The following is a 13,949-nucleotide window of genomic DNA, read 5'->3' on the forward strand; positions in this document are numbered from 1 at the left end:
TTCCGTGCAGGGGTCACGCCAACCGGTCGGCTCCGGTGCGCGGCGGCCCGCCCGCCGCGAGCGCCGCTGCTTCCTCGTCGGTGAGCAGCCGTGATCTGATGACGAAACGCATCTGCTCGAGCGTGTCCGAAGCATCGCCGCCGGGCTCGTCGGCCACGTCCACGGTGAGGTGGGCGTACTTCCAGCGCTCGTACTGTTCTCCGCTGATCCACAATTCGGTGTGCCAGGGCAGGTTCCCCAGCAGCACGTCCTCGCCGCCGATCGGCGACTCCCGGATGGGCAGGCAGCGCGGTGAGGCGCTGTCGCGGTGTCCGCCGGACTGGTGCAGCAGCACGGCCCCGTGCTGATCGATCACGTGGCGCAGGACGGCCCTGGCGCGGTCGGTGATCTCCACCCGCCGCGTTCGATGCGCCACCGCACCGCGGGGACGACGGATCCGGGTGTCGGGTAGTCGGCGGTGCCGGAGTCCCGCCCCCGGTCTGGTGTAGCTCATGGTTCCTCGCAGATATCTCGGACCGAACCAACTATGGTCCGCGGAGGTTGGTGCGAGGTTGGTGGAAACCTCAGTCCCGCAACGCCGTATGCAGCCGAGCCGCGACCACGGCGCGGCGGACGTCGTCGGAAGGGAGCAACCGCAGCGCGTGCTCGTGCACCGCGATGTCACGGGGCGCGCGTTCGCCGAACGCCACCGCGTGCTCGGCGCGGTCACCGGCGAGCACGGCGGTGCGCACACCCACGTCGAGATGGTCGCGCCACTGCAGCACGGCTGGTGCTTCCGAGCCGGGCAGCAGCGGTCCCCGGTACAGCCATACCGCCGAGGTGGTGTCGCCCGCCGTGATGGCGGCGAGCAGGTCGACCGCGTCGCAGGACACCGGGCCGGTCAACACGTAACGGCGATTGCTGATCTCGCCGCCGATCGCGCGGCGCAGATGCGAGACGTCGGCTTTGAGCGTGCTGATGGACACCGCTCGGTCGCCGTACAGGGCGGCGTGCAGTTGCTCCGGGGAGAATCCGTCCGGCTGCAGTGCCAGCAGGGCGAGGATCTCCAGTTGCCGAGGCGGCAGCGGCAGCGGCGACCCCTCGCGCACCAGCCGTGCGGCGCCGAGGCATTCCAGCCGGATGCCCGGCGACGGCACGGGCGCGGCCGTGCGCAACATCGTCTCCACCGCCGTCACCAGCGCCCGCACCGACGTGCGCACCGCCGGATGGGAGCGATCCCAGGAGCTGGACAGGTCCAGCGCGCCGACCTGCCTGCCGTCGGGGCCGTGGATCGGCGCGGAATAGCAGACCCAGCCGTGCAGGGCGGCGACCAGGTGTTCGGCGGAGAACACGGTGGCGGGGCGATCGGCGTGCAGTGCGAGGGCGACGCCGTTGGTGCCCATGTGGCTTTCGTCCCAGCAGCCGCCGGGTGCGAGATTGACCTGCTCGGCTCGTCTGCGCAGGGTGCGGTCACCGCAGGACCACAGGACGGTGCCCGTGCTGTCGGTGACCACGGCCAGGTAACCGGAGTCCTCGGTGACTGCGCGCAGTTCACCCGCCAGCGCCGTCACCGGTTCGCGCAGCGGGGAAGCGGCCCAGCGGTCGCCGATGTCGTCCACTCCCGGCGCGACGGTGGTGCCCGGATCGACGGTGTGCAACGACCGCCGCCAGGATTGTGCTACTTCGTTGCGCAGGACGGTGTTTCGTTGCTCCGGTACCGGCGGAGCCGTCGCCCAACGCTCCCATTCTCTTTCCAGTTCGACCCGCTGCTGGGTGAGGGTGCGGAACAGCGCCACGTGGACACCCATCGTCGTGTGAGCTCGTATTCGCACTCTCATTCTGGCGGACGCCGCTGACGGTGGCGAACCGTTCGGCCGCTACCCGCCGGTCGCGTCATAAGCTGACGGCATGGCGACCGGTTCTGCGCGAGCACGTCTGGCCGACGTCCACGAAGTGGCCTCGAGCATGCCCCATGTGACGCGCGTCGACGGACCACGCGGCAATCCGATCTACCAGGTCGGGGGCAAATCGTTCGTGTTCTTCCGCACTCCCCGCCCGGACGCCGTCGACCCGGCGACCGGCGAGCGCTACCCCGATGTGATCGTGATCTGGGTGCCGTCGGAGTCGGACAAGCAAGCGCTGGTGCAGGACCCGGACTCGCCGTTCTTCACCACGCCGCACTTCGACGGGCATCCGTCGGTCCTGGTGCGCGCGGCCCGGCTCGGCGAACTGAGCCGTCGCGAGCTCACCGAGGTCATCCAGGACGCCTGGCTGTCGCGGGCCTCGCGCAAGCGCGCGGCGGACTGGCTGGCCGCGCATCCGCCGCGCTGAGCGGTCACTTCCGAATGAAAATGCCTGCGACGTCGGCGTTCTTGATCGGGGTGTCGGCGTTGGCCTGGGCGCCGCACAGCAGGTCGACCGACACCATCGTCGCGTCCACCACGGTGCCCGCGGGCTCGCGGTCGTCGTTGCTCTGCTGCTTGACGAACTTGGTGATCGTGGTGCGCTTGGTGTCCTGGTCCTGCTTGACGTACTCACTGCACGGGGTGTCGCCGCCGCGGTTGAGCGCGCGCTCGATATCGGTGCAGCCCGCCAGCGCCATGGCGACCATCGCGATCCCGAGGCCGGTTCGGCCGGTTCGTGACAGCGTGGCGTTCATGGGATTCCTCCTGACGGTTCGGCGGCGCTGGCCGCCGCGATCGGCCTCCAGACTAGTTGTAGGAGGCCACGACCTCGGTGACATGCTGACCCGAAAGGTGTGAAGGCGGCCGTCAGTGCGTGGTCGCCGCGGCGTCTTCGCGGCGGGTTCCGCGCGGCGCCCGGGTAGCCGTGGCGGTCAGCAGCAGGCCACACATGGTCAGTCCTGCGGCTACGAGGTAGATGGGCCTGGGGCCGGCGGGGGAGTCGGCGATGAGTCCGCCCAACAAGCCGGCGCAGGCGGCGGCGACCTGGTAACCGGACGCGTTGACGGCCATGGCCAGCGTGGGCGCCTCGGCGGCGGTCGTCATGACGCGTGCTTGCACGCCGGGGATGATCGCGAAGCCGAGCAGCCCGATCGCCACGACCGCCATCGCGGTGAGTGCGGTCGAGGTGGCGACGAACCACGTACTCGCCAGGATCACGGCCAGCAGTCCGAGCAGGAAAGGTTGGAAGAATCGCGGGTTCCGGTCATGGAGCGTGCCACCGACGAGATTGCCGATCGTCGCGCCGACGCCGTAGGCGAGAAGCAGGACCGGCAGCCGGGCGGCTGGGTGGCCGCCGAGATCGGTGAGCAGCGGGGCGAGATAGCTGAACACCATGAGAACACCGACGTTGCCGACCGCGGTGATGGCCAGCGCCACCAGCACCGGCCGCTGTCGCAACACCCGCAATTCCGCGACCGCCGAGGTCCGACCCGCATCGCTCGGTGGGCTGAGCAGCCAGAACACCAGACCCAGGCCGATCAGGCAGGCCACCGCGATCGCAGCGAACGTCGCGCGCCACCCCGACTGATGACCGATCCAGGTGCCGATCGGCGCTCCGAGGATCATGGCCATATTCATCCCGAACGCCAGCCGGGCCACCATGGTGCCGGCTCGTTCGGCCGGCGCGGACCGCACGGCGATCACCACGGCTTGGGCGAAGAAGGTCGAGGTCACCAGCGCGGTGAGCACGCGGGCGGCCAGCAGCACGGGGAATCCGGATGCGAGGGCGGACACCGCGTTTCCGACGACCGCGACAACCAACAGTGCCAGCATCAGCCGCTTCCGGTCGATCCCGGCGGTCACCGCCGTGAGCACCGGGCCGCCGATGATCATGCCCACGGCGTAGGCCGTAACCAGCAGGCCTGCGGTGCCGACGGCCACACCGAGGTCGGTGGCAACCTCGGGCAGGATTCCGGCGACTACGAACTCGCCGGTCGTGATGCTGAAGACGCAGAACATGAGGACCGCAATTCGAACCATGCTCGGCACGCTAAACTCTGACGTCGACGTGAGAGTCAAGCCCGGGTAGCGAACGGAGCGGCCCGATGAAGATCGGCGAGCTGGCGGAACGGACCGGCGTCAGCGTGCGAGCGCTGCGCTACTACGAGGAGAAGGGGGTCCTGAATCCGGATCGAACCTCCAGCGGATACCGGATCTTCACCGAATCCGATATCCGCACGGTGGCGCACATCCAGACTCTCCTCGCGGCAGGTCTCGGCATGGACCTCATCGGCCAGATCCTGGCCTGCCTGTCCGGCGAATCCTTGTTGCTGGACAACTGCCGCGAACGTCTCGAAACAGAACGCCGCCGGATCACCGGCGACATCGATCACCTGGTCCACACTCGGTCGCTGCTGGATGATTTGCTCGCCACCACCAAGGCCCCGGCCCGGCGCAACCTCGCGGAGACGGCCACCACATAGTGGCGCCGACTGCCCGACCACCGCGGTGGGTCCGCCGGTACTGCATCCACTTCAGCTGCCGCTGGCCGGTCGGCGGTTGGCCGTCGCATGCGTAGTCGTAGCGCCACGGGGCTCATAGGTGACTGCCAAGGGCTTTCACAGCCTCTTGTCACCGAAGGACTCGCCGGTGATGATCGTGTCGAGGTCGGCGCGCGCACGGGCCGAGGTGCAGCGAGCGATCGACGCCGGCTACGGAGCCGATGGATTCGGCAGGCTTGCGGCACTCGATCAGGCGCGGAAGACGCACAGCGGAACGTCGATTTCCGCCGGGGTGAGCGAACCGTGGTGACCGACCAGCCGCGACTGCAGTGGTTCGGCGCCGGTCCGGATGACGCCGCGCCTGCCACGCGCGACCACGACCAGATCGCCGATGCGCTGGGCGATCGCGGGGTCGACGGTGGGGCCGAACCAGCCGCGTTCCACGGTCTCCGCCCTGGTCAGCACCTCGAAGTCCGCGCCGAGCGTGGCCTGCCACGCCGCGGTGACGTCGGATTCGGCGCCAGGCTCGGTGTAGATGTGCCTGGCGCGGGCCTCGCCGCCGAGCGCTCGGACGCCCTCGTGCAGCACGGGGGTGGTGTCGAAGTCGATGCGGTCGTCCAAGTGCACCATGCCGTGGTCGGCGGTCACCAGCAGCGCCGCTCCGGCGGGCAACTCCTCGGCGAGCGCGGCGGCGAGCCGGTCGGCATTCGCCAGTTCCAGCTCCCAGGAACGGGTTGCGGGTCCGCGCACGTGCCCGGTGAGGTCGAGATCGCCGTGATAGGTGTAGACCAAGGAACGCGGACCGGCGCGCAACGCGTCGCTCACGGTGGCGACGAGATCGCCGAACGAGAACTGGGGACGGAACTCGCACCCGCGCAGCACCGCCTCGGTCAGTCCTGATCCCGCCTGGTCGCGTGGCGACACCTGGGCCACGGCGATGCCGTCGGCGGCGGCGCGCTGAAAAACCGTTGTCCGGGGCTGGAATTCCGTCGGAACGAGTTCCTTGCGCAGATCGGATTTCGGCACGCCGTGCAGCCGCCAGGACAGCGGAGTGAACAGCGGGTCGTAGCCGGGCACGTGGAACAGATAGCCGACGATGCCGTGCTCCCCAGGGGGAACGCCGACTCCGAGCGAGGCGAGGCTGGTCGCGGTCGTCGTCGGGAAACCGGCCGTGAGCGAGATCGGCGCGAGACCGGACAGGAACGGCGCCGCAGCGGGATTCGCGACCAGATCGTGGTAGCCGAGGCCGTCCACCAGCAGCACGCAGACCCGGTCGGCGTCGAGCCCGAGGCCGAGGCGGTCCGCCTCGCCGGGCACGCCGAGACCGGCGAGGACGGAGGGCAGCAGGTCGGCGAGAGAGCCGGTACCGTAACGCGGCGCGACGAACACAAAGGTCAGGATGTCAACGCGAGCGGCGGGCTGGCAAGGGCATTCACGCCTGTCCGGTCTCGAAACGGCTCACTTTGCCTTCGCGCAGGACGAACCGCCAGGTGGTTCGCATCGAGCCCCAACGCGAATTGGTGTAGTCGGCGACCAGTTCGGTGCCGGTGTCGCCGACCGACTCGACTCGCATGCGGCCGTTGCTGTCGAAGATCTCCGCTTCGGTCCACTGGGCGAGGTTGCGCTCCACGCCGTCGTCGGACATGGTGGCGTCGTCGGTGAGAACCGCGTAGAACCGGTCCTGATCGTTGGCGTTGAGCGCGTCGACGAACTCCTGCACCGTCGGATCCAGCTGCGCGGTCATCCGTGTCGTCCTCTCGGATCGGTGTGAGAAGCATCGGAGGAGCAAACGTCTGGCGTTCACTCTAGGGCAGCGGCGGCCTGCCGGGTTCGATCAATGTCGCGAAGGTCCGCATCACATCGTCCACCAGTGCCGAGGCGGTGGTGCCGAACTGTCCGGCGCGCTTCTCCAGTTGTCCGTCCAGCCACAGCGAGGCCAGGCCGTGGCCGAGTCCCCAGAACGTGACGGCCAGTGTGTCGGCTTTGTCGGCGGGTAGCGCGCCCGCGCGGACGCACTCGGTGATCGCGTCGGCCAGCACCCCGAAAGCCGCGTCGCCCGCCGCCATGGTGTCGGGATGCTTGTCGGGCTGGGAGAGTTCGGGCCGGAACATCAAGCGGAAGTAGGCCGGTTGCTCGCGGGAGAACCGCACGTAGGCGTGCGCCAGCGCGGTCAGGGCGGCCATGGGCGTCTCCGCTTCGGCGCGGGCCGCCGCCAGTCGCGCTCCCAGCAGCTGGAAACCCTGGGTGGACAGCGTCGCCAGCAGGGCGGCTCGGTCGGGGAAGTGGTGGTACGGCGCCGCGGTGCTCACGCCGGCCTCGCGGGCCACCCGGCGCAGGCTGACCGCCGCGAGCCCTTCGGTTTCGATCAAACGCAGGCAGGCGGCCAGCAGCGCGTCGCGCAGGGCGCCGTGGTGGTAACTGGTCCGCGTCACCGTCCGAGCGTATGCGACGGCTCCTGGACAACCTAACTATGCGGTGCTTAGATTATCTGAGCGGCGCTCAGATGACTGCCGCGGTAGCCACTCCACGAGACGGATGAAGTAATGAGCACACGGGTATCGGTCACCGGCGCAACGGGATTCGTCGCCGGTCACGTCATCGCCGAATTGCTGGAGCACGGCTACGCCGTGCGCGCGACGGTTCGCGACCTCGCCGCCACCGGCAAACGGGCGCACCTGGTCGAGCTGGCCCGGCGAACCGGGGGCGAACTGGAGTTCGCGCAAGCCGACCTCAACGGCGACGACGGCTGGGCAGCCGCCGTCGCGGGCAGCGCGGCGGTATTGCACGTCGCCTCCCCGTTTCCCACCACTCCGCCCGACGACGAGCGCGAACTCATCGATACGGCGGTCGAGGGAACGTTGCGCGTGCTGCGTGCCTGCGCGGCCGCGGGCACCGTGCGCCGGGTGGTGCTCACCTCGTCGATCGCGGCGATCGTCGCCGGTCACGCTGCCGACGGCCTGCGCACCGAGGCCGACTGGTCGGTGGTCGAGCGCAGCCCGGCCTACCAGAAGAGCAAGACGCTGGCCGAGCGGGCGGCCTGGGATTTCGTCGCGGGGCTCCCTGCGGGCGAGCGCTTCGAACTGGTCGTCGTCAATCCGGGCATGGTGCTGGGGCCGCTGCTGTCCGCCGCGACGAGCACCTCGCACGAGCCGGTGCGCAGATTGCTCGCCGCGGACGTGCCCGGCATGCCGCGCGTCGGCTGGGCGCCGGTGGACGTGCGCGATCTCGCCGTGGCCCACCGCCTGGCGCTGGAGACGCCGGAGGCCGCGGGCAACCGCTACATCTGCGCGGGCGAACACCTGTGGATGGGGGAGATCGCGCGTGTTCTCGCCGAGGAATACGGGCCGCGCGGATTCCGGGTGCCGACCAGGCAGCTGCCGAACTGGCTCGTGCGCTGCGTCGCGATCTTCGACAAGAGTCTCCGGCTGACCGTGCCGACCCTGGGGCGCACCGAGTCGCTCAGCGCCGACAAAGCCCGGCGCGAACTGGGCTGGACCATGCGGCCGGTGCGCGAAACCGTGGTGGACACCGCCGAAAGTCTGCTGCGGCACGGGATAGTCGCGTCGCCGCGCGGCAAGTCCGCCTCTCACGCCGCCGCGCCGCGCGCCGTGCGGGTCTGAGGGCGCGGGCATGCTGATCGCGACGTTGATCATCACCACGGTCGCCATGATCCGGCGCTGGTTCGCCCGTCGGTCCCCGCGCGCGAACGCCGCTGGGCGCGACGCTTCCGGCCCGATCCGGCGGGCGCTGCGACGGCCGGTGCCGGTGGCCGCCACCGTCGTCGCCCTGCTCGGCGTCGTGGTTGCCGCGGGTGCGCTCGCCCAGTGCTGACCCGGCCCCGGAGTACGGCGGCCCGGCCCGGTTCGCTAGACAGGACACGTGACTGCACAGCACCCTTTCCGGTTCGGTGTCAACATGGTGGTCCCCGAATCGCGTTCGAGTTGGATCGAAAAGTGCCGTCGGGCTGAGGAACTCGGCTTCGACGTGGTGGGTGTCGCCGACCATCTCGGCATGCCGGCACCGTTCCCCGCGCTGATCCTGGCTGCCGAGGCGACCGAACGGGTGCGGTTGAACACCTTCGTGCTCAACACCGCGTTCTACAACCCGGTGTTGCTGGCCCGCGATGTGGCCGGCGCTGATCAGTTCACCGACGGGCGGGTCGAACTCGGGCTCGGCGCGGGCTATGTGCAGGCCGAGTTCGAGGCCGCCGGCATCCCGTTCGAGAGCGGGAGCAAGCGCGTCGAGCACTTGGAGCAGACGGTGATCACCCTGCGCAGGCTGTTCGCCGATCCGGAGTACCAGCCGCAGCCCGCGCAGCCGTCGGGGCCGCCTGTCCTCATCGGCGGATGGGGTGATCGTCTGCTCGGCGTCGCCGCGCGGCACGCCGACATCATCGCCTACACCGGCGCGGCGGCCGCGCGCAACGGCGGGCCACTGCAGATGGCCGGGCTCGCCGAGATCGAGGAGCGCGTCGCCTATGTGGGGCAACTGCTCGGTCCACGGTTGGACAAAGTCGAGTTCAACATCCTCGTGCAGCGGGTGGTTCCGCCGCGCGAACGCGCGAGCGTGCTGGAGCTCTTCGGTCCGGCGCTGCCTCCGGACGTCGCCGACTCCCCGGAGGAACACCCGCTCCTGCTGATGGGCACGCCCGAGGAGATGGCCGACCGCCTGCGCGATCGGCGCGATCGCTACGGCATCAGCTACGTCACCGTCCTCGAGGACAGCATGGAGAAACTCGCCCCCGTCATCCAGTTGCTGCGCTGATCGGCCGGGTACGGGTCATGGCAGCGGATCGATGATGACGCGCGGATCGATCTGCCGCAGCCGTCTCGGACGGCTGGTCAGGCAGGGCCAGGTGCGGGCGACCGCTTCGCGGGTGACATGGCCCGCGGCGACCAGGGGGTCGTCGCCGAATGCTGCGAGCGGCGGGCTCGTGCCGCGGTCGAACGCCGGGACGACGGTGTGCGGCAAGCCGACCAGCACGGCCAGGATGTCGAGCCGGTCGGCCGGAATGTGCGTGCGCGCCGCCGCGAGCGCGGTGCTCGGAACGACGATGGTGCTTCCCGCGTCCACCGTCGCCCAGACGACCGCCTGGGCGTAGTTGGCGCGGTTGGCGAAGGCGACGACCGCCGCGGCGTCGAAGACGACGCCGCCGAGGGCGCGGGAGGTCACGCTGCGCCGGCGAGCCGTGCGCGCACCTCCTCGCCGGATAGTAGCGGGGGCATCGGCACGCTGTGGTCGGGCAGCGTGCGGATGGCCTTTCGCGGTCTGTGCTCCCGAAGCGACGGCATGCCACGACTCTAGCCGGGTGCGTCCGCTGAACCGATGATCACGCGGGCTTGTGCCACAACAGTGTGTAGCGCCACATGAGCCGCCGCCTCAGGCGTGCACCGGGTAGGAGTTCCGCTGCGGTAGAACGGATCTCGGCGAATCCGTCGACGGGGTCGAGCATTCGTGCGCTCGGCCCGCCGACACGGTGCCAGAGGTCCATCGCCCGGATGAGCGGGATCAGCGGGAAGTAGTGGAAGTCCGTGCGCGGCGTCATCTTCCACAAGCCGACCACGGCGAGCACGCCGCCGGGCGCGACCAGGCGGCGCAATGCCGTGATGCCCGCCCGCAGCGGAACATGGTGCAGCGTGGCCACGGTCGTGACGACATCGAACGAGCCCGCGTAGTCGAGGAAGTCGGCCTGTTCGAGTGACACCCCCGCCACGGCCGGCGCTCGGGCGATGATATCCGGGTCGACGTCGATCCCGGTGACCGTCAGCCCGCGCCCGGCCAGCTTGCCCGCCAGCAACCCGTCACCGCAGCCGATGTCGAGGGCGGTGCGCGCCGCGCGTGGCACCTGCTTCAACAACCAAGGGTGGTAGTGGGTGTTGTGATTCCAGTAGGGATCGTCGCGCACGCTGTCACTGTAGAGCGGTGGTCAGCCCGAGGGCTCCGTCACCGTGAACCGCTGGGCGCCCGCGAGCTGGAACAGCAGTGTGCGGTGCTCGTCGTTGAGCCGCAGTGCGCGGGCCGGCGCGGCCAGCACCGAGCTGGACGGCCGTGGACCGCGCCCCTGCTCCAGCCGCACCACGTTGTCCACGCTGATGCCCGCGAGCTGTGCCGCTTCCGCACTCCCTGCGGCCGGAACTGCGGACAACTCGCAGGACGCCTGCGAAGCCGCTGGCACCCGGTGCGCTCAACCCGTGATCATCGGACGATTCTAGGTACAAAGCCGTGCATGCCAGATCCACCGGAGTGCCGACACTCCCGATCGACTCCACGGCAAGCGCCGATCGGCGACCGCGCAAGTCCGCGACCTTTGACGCCATATGCACGGATGCTGCCGGTATGACGGGAATGTCGCCGAGCTGAGACTGACCATGTGGAGCAGGTCAGCGTCGCGCAAGCCTGTGCGCGAAAGGGCCGCGCTGGCCGACCATGTTGGCGACGTGCAGACCAAACCGAGATGAGCCGCAGCAGGGCGGCCAGCTCGGTTCGATCCACATCCCGATCATGCCGCAGCCAGTCGGTGCGGGGGTAGGACCGCTGCTCCCAGGAGCTGGCAGCCATTGGCGCGATCAGTAGCGCATGTGCCTACCCACACGGGTCACCAGCTGCTGTGTCCTTTGCTCCGTTGATCTCGTCCATCAGCATCCGCAGCGTGAGTGAGTGTTTCTCCGGCGGGAGCGCATCCATCGCATCGCGCGCTGCTCGGGTCCCCTCAGCTCGATCGCCGGCTCTCACCAGCATCAGACCTCGATGCATCTCCAGATGCGTCGCGAAGCGGGGCAGTTCGGCCGGAAGTTCTCTTCGCGCTTGCTCTTGCGATGCCACCGCCAATTTCTCATCCCCGAGCCGTGCGGCCAGCAGGGAGAGGAACACGTTCATGCGCCACCACGGGACGGCGTAGTCAGAGGTCTGCTCATACGAGCCGGACTTGTCGAACACGCGACGTCCCTCTTCCACGAGAGCACGGCCTGTCTCGTGGTCTCCGCGCAGCACCGCCGCATGCGCCTTGCCCATGATCGCGTTGAGACGCCCCAAACTCGGCTTGTCCGACAGCGACAGGGCTTGGTCGGCGAAGAGATCCGCGACCCGCAGCGCCGCGCCTTCGTAGCCGAGGGCAATGGCTGCCCGCCCGCGCACCCATACTCGGGTCTGCTCGTCCGCGGAGCGGTCCGCGGCCTCAGCTGCCATCCGATACCAGGTAACCGCCTTCGTACCATCTGACCCCGGAAACGTTTTCGCATACAGGGTCATCAGCCGGGCGGCCGCTCCCCACATCTGCGGGCTGTCCAGCTGCTGTTGCAGGATCGCCAAGTCGATGGCCAGGCGTCGTTGAATATCGGCCGCACCCAACGACATGTAGTCCGTGCCATAGGCGCTGAGCTTCGCCTGCCACGTCTCGATATCCGGCCCGGCACGATCCAACCGCGCCGAGAATCCCGCCGCCAGCAGATCGGATGCCACTACGGGCGCGATGCTGGTCGCAGCTATCTGAGCCAAGAAATTCCGTCTGTTCATGCCGTCGTCCTCGAAAACAGCCAGAGGCACGTCCAATACGGCCGATAGATGGCGTAGCCAGAACCGGCTGGGCACCGTGTCTCCGTTCTCCCAACGCCTCGAGATGTACTCCCGAGAGATACTCGCCCCCGAGTGAGCGGACAACTCGTCCGCCAACCTGCCCTGCGACCATCCGCGCGCCTTCCGAAGCTCACGGATCAACTCGCCCACTCCCATAGGCCGATCATCTCCCGTCCCAGCAGCGGACGGAAGGATTAAGAGCAGCTAGGCGCCGAGTGCCACTGCGAATGCCACTACTGCGCGTCCCGAGCGCAGCCATCCGATGATCCAGCGCCCAATGCCACTCCCTTGTGCCACTGCACAGGTCGATCTCTGTGCTCGACGCTCGATTAGGCCCCGACGCCGGGTGCCGCCGGTTCCTCGATCCGCGTCGCTGAGCCGGCCAATGGGCAGCCGACGGGTCGGCCTCGGCGTCGGGTGCATTCCAGCGCATCGAGCAGGGGAGTGGTTCGTGAATTCGTCGAAACATCCTGGCCACACGCCGTTGTCGGTGTGTCACTTCTATCGGTATGTGTGTGATCTGCCCGCCGAGGTCCACCCGCCGCATCTGGGGCGTATCACGCTGCGAGCGGGGCGGGTGTGTGGGGTGATGATGCCCGCGTTCATCGGCTCGGAGGTCAAGGCGTGGTTGTACCGCACCGGTGAGCAGGTCGGGCCGGTGATGACGCATCCGCGTTCGCAGCGGTGGACGTTTCTGACCGGGCCGGATCTGCCGGAGGACATTCGATTGTTCGCGGAGATGTCGCGGTTGGGTGTGTCGATTCTGCGTGCGGGGGAGATCGCTTTGCCCGGTCCTGGTCAGCGGCCTGGTTTGTTCCGGGCGTGGGTGCATCCGCCTCGCGATGCCTATCGGCCGTCGGGGCGGGCGGTGGTCGCGGCGATCCGGGGATGCGCCGCCGAGCACACTCGGCAGCGGCGGGCGGTGAGGGTGTATGCCTGACATCGCCAGCGCCGCAGTGGCGTACGGGTGGGGTTCGGCGGGTGGGCTGCGGATCGGTGTCCGCGTCAACCCCGCTCTTGCCGCCCAGCCCGCCTCGCCACCCGGGCTGCTGCGCCAGGGTGGTCGGTGAGCGGGGACCAGGACGGCGAGCGCGCCGACGCCGAACTCGACGTCCTCACCGATGTGATCGGCACTCTGGTGGCCGCTACCGCGGACGCGGTGCGGGACGGGATGAGCGACGCCGCTCGTGTTCGTGTGATGGCGATGGTGGTCTATGCGTTGATCAGCAGTGCCCGCACTGTCGCTGGGCCGCATACCGGTCGCTTGTATGCCGCGCCGGTACTCGATCCGATCATCGAGAACATTCCGGCTGCCGAGGACCTGACCTTTCTGGACCTCTTGATTCCCGCGATCATCGGCCAGCACATCACAAACCCGTGAACCACTCAGACCGCCCCGGCGCACCCGCGGGCCCCTCTTCGCACCACAGGGGAAGCACGAGGAGGTGCCGGTGCACCCGAAAGGGGGAAGGCTGCGCGGACGGGACTCCGCATCGGTGTGCCCAACCGAACCCGCCCGCCAGCCTTCCCCCGCGCACCGATCCGCCCGCGCTCCAGCAGCATTCGCGCCAGGGCGAACCCCCTTTCACGGAAAGTCCCCAATGCAACCGCCAGCTGAACCGCCCTACCTCTCGGCAGCAATGGTCTCCCGCGCCCGACGACCGATGGTTTCCGGTGCGGGGCATGTGATGAGTTCACCCCTGCCGGGCGAACCGGATGTGCACCTGATCGTGCGGATACGCGGCCACACCCGGCATTACGCGGCGTGCGTGACTGCGGCCCTGGTGTTCGTGCAAGACGCGAATGTCCGCCGTTGCGCCGACGCCGTAGTCGTCGCCAGCGGCGAAACTGACCGGCTGCCCCGGTTGCCCTGCGAGCGGCTGTATGTCGAGCGATGATGCGACACCCCGCCCCCGCCCGGCCCGGCGCTTGCCCGGCAGGACGTACCGACATGACACTGTAGTGCTCGAAACCGCGATACCAGACAGCTCGC

The 13,949-nt window shown here is 69.0% G+C and carries 20 protein-coding genes; 9 read left to right on the forward strand and 11 right to left on the reverse strand.

Annotated elements, in window-relative coordinates; genetic code table 11:
• Positions 1-13: 13 nt before the first annotated feature.
• Positions 14-493 carry a DUF779 domain-containing protein gene (locus NB3_RS23435; RefSeq protein ID WP_084823601.1) on the reverse strand — a complete coding sequence of 160 codons (480 nt, stop codon included), beginning with the start codon at positions 491-493 and terminating at the stop codon, positions 14-16.
• Between the two features lie 70 nt (positions 494-563).
• Positions 564-1,787 (reverse strand): AfsR/SARP family transcriptional regulator, encoded by a 1,224-nt coding sequence (locus NB3_RS23440; protein ID WP_067807435.1) that lies wholly within the window; start codon positions 1,785-1,787, stop codon positions 564-566.
• 100 nt (positions 1,788-1,887) lie between these two features.
• Here NB3_RS23440 and NB3_RS23445 point away from each other — a divergent pair, with 100 nt between their 5' ends.
• On the forward strand, positions 1,888-2,310 hold the full coding sequence (locus NB3_RS23445) for an MmcQ/YjbR family DNA-binding protein (RefSeq protein WP_067807437.1): 423 nt from the start codon (positions 1,888-1,890) through the stop codon (positions 2,308-2,310).
• 4 nt (positions 2,311-2,314) lie between these two features.
• Here the strand turns inward: NB3_RS23445 and NB3_RS23450 are convergent, their stop codons facing one another.
• Both NB3_RS23450 and NB3_RS23455 read right to left on the reverse strand, forming a co-directional pair.
• On the reverse strand, positions 2,315-2,638 hold the full coding sequence (locus NB3_RS23450; RefSeq protein ID WP_067807441.1) for a hypothetical protein: 324 nt from the start codon (positions 2,636-2,638) through the stop codon (positions 2,315-2,317).
• 112 nt (positions 2,639-2,750) lie between these two features.
• A complete protein-coding gene (locus NB3_RS23455) occupies positions 2,751-3,962 on the reverse strand; it encodes an MFS transporter (RefSeq protein ID WP_218020635.1) in 1,212 nt (403 codons plus the stop codon).
• Between the two features lie 26 nt (positions 3,963-3,988).
• Between NB3_RS23455 and NB3_RS23460 the strand changes: the two genes are divergently transcribed.
• The gene (locus NB3_RS23460; protein ID WP_067807446.1) at positions 3,989-4,366 is read left to right on the forward strand and encodes a MerR family transcriptional regulator; all 378 of its coding nucleotides are present in this window, start codon (positions 3,989-3,991) and stop codon (positions 4,364-4,366) included.
• 267 nt (positions 4,367-4,633) lie between these two features.
• Here NB3_RS23460 and NB3_RS23465 read toward each other — a convergent pair whose 3' ends face one another.
• From NB3_RS23465 to NB3_RS23475, 3 genes are all read right to left on the reverse strand, one after another.
• Complete coding sequence (locus tag NB3_RS23465) at positions 4,634-5,773, reverse strand: alkaline phosphatase family protein (RefSeq protein ID WP_174553234.1); 1,140 nt, start codon at positions 5,771-5,773, stop codon at positions 4,634-4,636.
• A gap of 43 nt (positions 5,774-5,816) precedes the next feature.
• Positions 5,817-6,128 carry a nuclear transport factor 2 family protein gene (locus NB3_RS23470; RefSeq protein ID WP_067807450.1) on the reverse strand — a complete coding sequence of 104 codons (312 nt, stop codon included), beginning with the start codon at positions 6,126-6,128 and terminating at the stop codon, positions 5,817-5,819.
• 61 nt (positions 6,129-6,189) lie between these two features.
• Positions 6,190-6,816 (reverse strand): TetR/AcrR family transcriptional regulator, encoded by a 627-nt coding sequence (locus tag NB3_RS23475; RefSeq protein WP_067807453.1) that lies wholly within the window; start codon positions 6,814-6,816, stop codon positions 6,190-6,192.
• Positions 6,817-6,927: 111 nt separating this feature from the next.
• Here NB3_RS23475 and NB3_RS23480 point away from each other — a divergent pair, with 111 nt between their 5' ends.
• From NB3_RS23480 to NB3_RS23490, 3 genes are read left to right on the forward strand one after another with little or no spacing between them, the layout of a single operon-like run.
• Positions 6,928-8,004, forward strand: a complete 1,077-nt coding sequence (locus NB3_RS23480) for an NAD-dependent epimerase/dehydratase family protein (RefSeq protein ID WP_067807454.1) — start codon at positions 6,928-6,930, stop codon at positions 8,002-8,004.
• A 10-nt stretch (positions 8,005-8,014) separates the two neighbouring features.
• Positions 8,015-8,215, forward strand: a complete 201-nt coding sequence (locus tag NB3_RS23485) for a hypothetical protein (RefSeq protein ID WP_067807457.1) — start codon at positions 8,015-8,017, stop codon at positions 8,213-8,215.
• A 48-nt stretch (positions 8,216-8,263) separates the two neighbouring features.
• Positions 8,264-9,148 carry a TIGR03621 family F420-dependent LLM class oxidoreductase gene (locus tag NB3_RS23490; RefSeq protein WP_067807460.1) on the forward strand — a complete coding sequence of 295 codons (885 nt, stop codon included), beginning with the start codon at positions 8,264-8,266 and terminating at the stop codon, positions 9,146-9,148.
• A gap of 15 nt (positions 9,149-9,163) precedes the next feature.
• Here NB3_RS23490 and NB3_RS23495 read toward each other — a convergent pair whose 3' ends face one another.
• The 4 genes from NB3_RS23495 to NB3_RS23510 all read right to left on the reverse strand — a co-directional run bounded on the left by NB3_RS23495 (position 9,164) and on the right by NB3_RS23510 (position 12,112).
• Positions 9,164-9,556: a hypothetical protein gene (locus NB3_RS23495; RefSeq protein WP_067807463.1), complete on the reverse strand. Its 393-nt coding sequence runs from the start codon at positions 9,554-9,556 to the stop codon at positions 9,164-9,166.
• A gap of 157 nt (positions 9,557-9,713) precedes the next feature.
• On the reverse strand, positions 9,714-10,289 hold the full coding sequence (locus tag NB3_RS23500; RefSeq protein WP_067807466.1) for a class I SAM-dependent methyltransferase: 576 nt from the start codon (positions 10,287-10,289) through the stop codon (positions 9,714-9,716).
• Positions 10,290-10,310: 21 nt separating this feature from the next.
• On the reverse strand, positions 10,311-10,529 hold the full coding sequence (locus NB3_RS23505) for a helix-turn-helix domain-containing protein (RefSeq protein ID WP_307695456.1): 219 nt from the start codon (positions 10,527-10,529) through the stop codon (positions 10,311-10,313).
• Between the two features lie 437 nt (positions 10,530-10,966).
• A complete protein-coding gene (locus NB3_RS23510) occupies positions 10,967-12,112 on the reverse strand; it encodes a helix-turn-helix domain-containing protein (protein ID WP_067807470.1) in 1,146 nt (381 codons plus the stop codon).
• A 295-nt stretch (positions 12,113-12,407) separates the two neighbouring features.
• Here NB3_RS23510 and NB3_RS23515 point away from each other — a divergent pair, with 295 nt between their 5' ends.
• The 4 genes from NB3_RS23515 to NB3_RS23525 all read left to right on the forward strand — a co-directional run bounded on the left by NB3_RS23515 (position 12,408) and on the right by NB3_RS23525 (position 13,854).
• Entirely contained in the window at positions 12,408-12,896 is a 489-nt protein-coding gene (locus NB3_RS23515; RefSeq protein ID WP_067807473.1) for a Clp protease/crotonase-like domain-containing protein, read from the forward strand.
• The gene (locus NB3_RS35245) at positions 12,889-13,026 is read left to right on the forward strand and encodes a hypothetical protein (protein WP_157111971.1); all 138 of its coding nucleotides are present in this window, start codon (positions 12,889-12,891) and stop codon (positions 13,024-13,026) included. The genes NB3_RS23515 and NB3_RS35245 overlap by 8 nt, the downstream gene beginning before the upstream one ends.
• Positions 13,023-13,337, forward strand: a complete 315-nt coding sequence (locus tag NB3_RS23520) for a hypothetical protein (RefSeq protein ID WP_067807476.1) — start codon at positions 13,023-13,025, stop codon at positions 13,335-13,337. The genes NB3_RS35245 and NB3_RS23520 overlap by 4 nt, the downstream gene beginning before the upstream one ends.
• A 307-nt stretch (positions 13,338-13,644) precedes the next feature.
• Complete coding sequence (locus NB3_RS23525) at positions 13,645-13,854, forward strand: hypothetical protein (RefSeq protein ID WP_067807478.1); 210 nt, start codon at positions 13,645-13,647, stop codon at positions 13,852-13,854.
• Positions 13,855-13,949: the final 95 nt, after the last annotated feature.

The sequence above is a fragment of the Nocardia beijingensis NBRC 16342 genome (genome assembly GCF_001612785.1).
In the GTDB taxonomy this organism is placed as follows: domain Bacteria; phylum Actinomycetota; class Actinomycetes; order Mycobacteriales; family Mycobacteriaceae; genus Nocardia; species Nocardia beijingensis.

Excerpts from the sequence above, each read along its gene's own strand:
- NB3_RS23450 (WP_067807441.1), bottom strand. The coding sequence starts at position 2,638 with ATGAACGCCACGCTGTCACGAACCGGCCGAACCGGCCTCGGGATCGCG.
- NB3_RS35245 (WP_157111971.1), top strand. The coding sequence starts at position 12,889 with ATGCCTGACATCGCCAGCGCCGCAGTGGCGTACGGGTGGGGTTCGGCG.
- NB3_RS23470 (WP_067807450.1), bottom strand. The coding sequence starts at position 6,128 with ATGACCGCGCAGCTGGATCCGACGGTGCAGGAGTTCGTCGACGCGCTC.
- NB3_RS23525 (WP_067807478.1), top strand. The coding sequence starts at position 13,645 with ATGAGTTCACCCCTGCCGGGCGAACCGGATGTGCACCTGATCGTGCGG.
- NB3_RS23435 (WP_084823601.1), bottom strand. The coding sequence starts at position 493 with ATGAGCTACACCAGACCGGGGGCGGGACTCCGGCACCGCCGACTACCC.
- NB3_RS23480 (WP_067807454.1), top strand. The coding sequence starts at position 6,928 with ATGAGCACACGGGTATCGGTCACCGGCGCAACGGGATTCGTCGCCGGT.
- NB3_RS23485 (WP_067807457.1), top strand. The coding sequence starts at position 8,015 with ATGCTGATCGCGACGTTGATCATCACCACGGTCGCCATGATCCGGCGC.
- NB3_RS23440 (WP_067807435.1), bottom strand. The coding sequence starts at position 1,787 with ATGGGTGTCCACGTGGCGCTGTTCCGCACCCTCACCCAGCAGCGGGTC.
- NB3_RS23510 (WP_067807470.1), bottom strand. The coding sequence starts at position 12,112 with ATGGGAGTGGGCGAGTTGATCCGTGAGCTTCGGAAGGCGCGCGGATGG.
- NB3_RS23460 (WP_067807446.1), top strand. The coding sequence starts at position 3,989 with ATGAAGATCGGCGAGCTGGCGGAACGGACCGGCGTCAGCGTGCGAGCG.
- NB3_RS23445 (WP_067807437.1), top strand. The coding sequence starts at position 1,888 with ATGGCGACCGGTTCTGCGCGAGCACGTCTGGCCGACGTCCACGAAGTG.